Source organism: Anabaenopsis tanganyikae CS-531 (assembly GCF_029891675.1).
In the GTDB taxonomy this organism is placed as follows: domain Bacteria; phylum Cyanobacteriota; class Cyanobacteriia; order Cyanobacteriales; family Nostocaceae; genus Anabaenopsis; species Anabaenopsis arnoldii.
Window position 1 is genome coordinate 1 of record NZ_JANQDF010000130.1, and the last position, 4,959, is coordinate 4,959.

5 protein-coding genes are annotated in these 4,959 nt (G+C 45.4%); all 5 read left to right on the forward strand.

The genetic code is table 11. The annotated features are described in order from the left end of the window. Window positions 1-796, forward strand: a 796-nt coding sequence (locus tag NWP22_RS12915) for a cohesin domain-containing protein (RefSeq protein ID WP_280801973.1), incomplete at its 5' end; no start/stop codon positions are given. A gap of 545 nt (window positions 797-1,341) precedes the next feature. Then, on the forward strand, window positions 1,342-2,808 hold the full coding sequence (ffh, locus tag NWP22_RS12920) for a signal recognition particle protein (protein ID WP_271731878.1): 1,467 nt from the start codon (window positions 1,342-1,344) through the stop codon (window positions 2,806-2,808). A gap of 102 nt (window positions 2,809-2,910) precedes the next feature. Next, entirely contained in the window at window positions 2,911-3,171 is a 261-nt protein-coding gene (gene rpsP / locus NWP22_RS12925; protein ID WP_200987113.1) for a 30S ribosomal protein S16, read from the forward strand. Beyond that, on the forward strand, window positions 3,134-3,595 hold the full coding sequence (locus NWP22_RS12930) for a KH domain-containing protein (protein WP_280801974.1): 462 nt from the start codon (window positions 3,134-3,136) through the stop codon (window positions 3,593-3,595). Before rpsP ends, NWP22_RS12930 begins: the two co-directional genes overlap by 38 nt. Window positions 3,596-3,720: 125 nt before the next feature. Next, on the forward strand, window positions 3,721-4,674 hold the full coding sequence (locus NWP22_RS12935; RefSeq protein ID WP_271731875.1) for a PhoH family protein: 954 nt from the start codon (window positions 3,721-3,723) through the stop codon (window positions 4,672-4,674). Window positions 4,675-4,959: the final 285 nt, after the last annotated feature.

Consider the following 4,959-nt stretch of genomic DNA (forward strand, 5'->3'; position numbering starts at 1 on the left):
TGAAACTGCTAAGACCCTCACCTTTGTTAAGACTGGTGATATCCTAGAACCGGGTAGTTACACCCTGACCCTGGAGAGCCGCCCAGATGGCTTGGTCTATACTAACGGTGAGTTAATCGATGTAGATCGTGATGGTACCCCAGGTGGTCAATTTCAATTGGAATTTACGGTGGAGAGTCAGACAGCACCAGTCCTGAGCTTACCTGACTTTAGCCGCGCACCGGGTCAAGGTGTAGATGTTCCCGCGGGGGATAACCTCATTGGTCTACCCATCCGGATAAGTAACCCCAACGGTGTTGATAATATTAGCTTCACCTTGCAATATGATCCGGGTATCCTGAATATTACGGAAGCAAATGTAGCTCCATCATCGGGTTGGAATTTCACCTCTAATACCATTGATCCTTTAACAGGACAAGCTGTGTTTACCCTGGCTGGACCTGCTTTGAGCAATAACACCGATTTAATTTTCCTCACAGCTGAGGTTCCTGAGAGTGCGACCTACGGTAATTCTGGTTTATTAGAAATCATTCCAGGTGCTGGATTGGTGGGAGATAGTGCAGTCCAACTAGTAGCAAAGTTCGGAGATACCACAGGAAATCAAGAGTACAGCGCTCTTGATGCCTCCTTGATTGCACGGGTGAGTGTAGGGTTGGATACAGGATTTAGAGCCTTCCCAGTCACTGATCCGCTTATTCTGGGAGACATTACAGGTAACGGAGAATTGTCTGCATTGGATGCTGCTCGTGTAGCCCAACGATCGGTAGGTCTTTCTGTTCCCGAAATTCCTGTATAGAAGCATATTGAAAGGAGAGTATCATAGGATTTGAATGTGGGGGTTTTTACCGCTACATCCCTAAACCTTTTAAATACTTGAGTCTGAATATAGCATTTACCATGCTCGTGAGGTACAAATTTTTTTAGTTTTAGGGAACAGGGAACAGGGAACAGGGAACAGGGAATAGGGAATTGGTGTGTACTTCATGAGCCTGAAAAAGGCTTTAAACAGATTCACTAGATAGGGTAGTCAAATTGTTTTGCTAATGTTGCTGTACCAGGTCTTGATGCTTTTTAGATTTAGTTACAGCACAAATTATTCAGCAGCAAGTGGGTACTTTAACCGATGGAGTGCTCACCATTCAAGATCCCGCCAGCCTAGCGATCGCTCCCACTAATGGCACACAGTTAGAAGGCAATACTAGTGAATTGTTCAAGTCGGGATAAAAACTACTAAGCTGTAAATAGCACGCGACAACTTGACCGTAAATTCTAAATCGCCCCAGAAGGTTTTAACCGGGGTGATTTGGGCTTACCCATTGGCGAATTACCTGTAATTACATTATGTTTGATGCTTTATCTGAACGTTTAGAAAGTGCCTGGAAGAAGCTACGGGGACAGGACAAAATATCTCCATCCAATATTCAAGATGCTTTGCGGGAAGTACGCCGCGCCTTGTTGGAAGCAGATGTCAATCTCCAGGTAGTTAAAGATTTTATTGGCGAAGTCGAAACCAAAGCACAGGGAGCCGAAGTGCTGACTGGTGTGCGACCTGACCAGCAATTTATCAAAATTGTTCACGATGAATTGGTGCGGGTCATGGGGGAGGAAAATGTTCCCCTGGCCGAGACTCAGCAGAAGCCAACAATTGTGTTAATGGCTGGGTTACAAGGTACTGGTAAAACCACAGCTACTGCTAAGTTAGCCTTACATTTACGGAAATTAGAGCGTACCTGTTTATTGGTAGCCACAGATGTATACCGCCCAGCCGCTATTGACCAGCTACTGACCTTGGGTAAGCAAATTAACGTCCCAGTGTTTGAGATGGGAAGTGATGCAGACCCGGTAGAAATAGCCCGCCAAGGTGTGGAACGTGCCAAGGCGGAGGGTGTGAACACAGTAATTATTGATACCGCTGGCCGTCTGCAAATTGATGAGGAGATGATGGGGGAACTAGCCCGCATCAAAGCTACTGTTCAACCTCATGAAACCTTGCTAGTTGTAGACGCTATGACTGGTCAAGAGGCAGCAAATCTCACCCGCACCTTTCACGAACAAATCGGCATTACAGGGGCGATTCTGACCAAATTAGATGGTGATAGCCGTGGTGGTGCGGCGCTGTCAGTCCGACAGATTTCAGGAGCGCCCATTAAGTTCGTGGGTGTAGGTGAGAAGGTGGAGGCGCTACAACCCTTTTATCCTGACCGCATGGCTTCTCGGATTCTGGGTATGGGTGATGTTCTTTCTCTGGTAGAAAAAGCTCAGGAAGAATTTGACCTGGCCGATGCTGAAAAAATGCAGGATAAAATCCTTTCAGCAAAGTTTGACTTTAATGACTTCCTCAAGCAGTTGCGTTTGTTGAAAAATATGGGTTCATTAGGCGGGATTATGAAGATGATTCCCGGTATGAACAAGATTTCCGATGACAAACTGAAGGAGGGAGAAACCCAGCTCAAGCGCTGCGAGTCCATGATTAACTCCATGACCCGCCAAGAACGCCAAGACCCGGATTTATTGGCGAGTTCTCCGAGTCGGCGGCGGCGCATCGCTCAGGGATCTGGTTATAGAGAGCCCGATGTGAGTAAATTAGTGGCTGATTTCCAAAAAATGCGCGGTCTGATGCAGCAAATGGGACAAGGTCGAATGCCGGCAGGAATGCCAGGAATGTTTGGCGGCGGCGGTATGGGCAATCTTTTTGCCGGTGGTGCTAATCCTCCCTCGGCTCCTGGATGGCGGGGTTATAATAGCGGTGCTACCACGAAGAAGAAAAAGAACAAAGATAAAAAGAAGAAGGGCTTCGGCAATCTTTAGAATTTTTCCACCGTTCATGATTCCTAGCAGCTAATGCTAGGCAAGTGCTAAAATTGTCATTTTAGTACCAACCAATACGATTAGGAGAATTGTTCCTCAACCATGATTAAATTGCGCTTGAAGCGATACGGCAAAAAGCGGGAAGCAAGTTACCGCATTATCGCCATTAACAGCCTTGCTCGCCGTGATGGCCGTCCCCTGGAAGAACTGGGATTCTACAACCCCAGAACTGATGAAGTGCGACTAGATGTTCCCGGTATCGTCAAGCGACTCCAACAAGGCGCCCAACCCACTGATACCGTCCGTAGCATTTTAGTAAAAGCCAATGTTTTTGAACAGGTCAGTGCCACAACCGCATCTTAACTCCGGAATTAAATCTCTCAATGCTAGTCCCAATTATGTTGGGTTAGTTAGGTTTTTGATGCAGCCATTTTTAGAATCTCCAGAAAGTTTAAGTATTGATTGTGAGACTGCTCACGGGCTTAAACGGGTTTGGATTCGCATTGCCTTTGATAGCAAAGATAAGGGTAAAGTGTTTGGTCGAGGAGGACGCAATATTCAGGCAATGAGAACGGTGATTGCGGCTGCGGCGGAAGTTGCTGGACAATCAGTCTACCTGGATATGTACGGCAGCAATGGTTTAGGTCGAGATGGAATGTCTTCTGAGGACGACCAGCAAGAGCGATCGCCTTCGGCAGCGCGCGGACAGCAATCGTCAGAACCTAAAACACGAGACACAAATGTAAATATACCCAGACCAGTTGTCAAACCAAGACTCACTAGTTAACTAAGAGAAAGTCTGAGCGTTGGTTTAATCCCGCTCAGATATTCCGTTTTTTTGTCAAAAGTTCTCAATTTAAAATTAATTTAGTTGTCAAAAAACGAATTGCATAAATTAAGCAATACATACTTATGGCAGATGCCTTAATCATTCAGCTGCCTAATATTCCCAGTGCGATCGCTCTTGGCGGTGATAGAGAGGAAAATCTCAAACTCTTATCCCGGCAAACAGGGGCTAATTTGGTGTTGCGTGGGCAAGAACTACATATTGGTGGTACGGAGGCGCAAGTTCATCTGGCGGCTCAATTGGTGCGATCGCTTGAAGAAATCTGGATTAAGGGCAACACTATCTCTAGTGCCGATATTTTAACAGCTCGTCAAGCCCTAGATAATCATCGCCAAGGAGAACTGCAAGAATTACAGCGAGATGTTTTAGCTAAAACTCTTCGCGGTGAAGAAATTCGTGCCAAAACCTTTCGCCAACGCGAATACATTCAAGATATCCGTAAGCATGACTTAACATTCTGCATTGGCCCGGCGGGAACAGGTAAAACTTATCTGGCTGTTGTCGTTGCTGTGCAAGCACTCCTGAATAACCAGGTGGAAAAGTTAATTTTAACCCGTCCGGCTGTGGAAGCGGGGGAAAAACTGGGCTTTCTACCGGGAGATTTGCAGCAAAAAGTTAATCCCTATCTTCGCCCCCTTTACGATGCTATCTATGAATTTATTGATCAAGAAAAAGTCCCCAGTTTAATGGAACGTGGTGTCATTGAAGTTGCTCCCCTTGCTTATATGCGAGGACGCACCCTCAACCATGCTTTTGTAATTGTCGATGAAGCCCAAAATACTACACCCGCCCAAATGAAAATGGTATTGACTCGTTTGGGTTTCCGCTCTCGGATGGTAATTACAGGTGACACTACACAAACAGATTTACCCCTGAACCAAAAATCCGGACTAGCTGTAGCCTTACAAGTTCTCAAAAATGTTGAAGGTATTGGCTTTTGTGAATTCACTCAAAAAGATGTTGTCCGCCATCCCTTGGTTCAACGCATTGTCGCTGCTTATGAAAAATACGAAAGCTAAGGAACAATAATGATGAATTATGCAATTCGATTTTTAGACGTGTAACTAATTGTAGCTTAGTTGCTTAAAACGAGTAAATATTACTAAATCACCCTAGACTAAAAGTAGTTGATTTAATGAAGTTTTGATGCAGCATGTCACTCCCAAGGAAAACGACAACTTGAACACTTACGCACAAGATATCCAGAGGCTGAAATTATTTCAGAAGTTGGCAGCGGACTCAATTTTAAACGGAAAAAATTCCTCGCCATTCTGGAACGAATCATCGACGGCGATATCCAACGT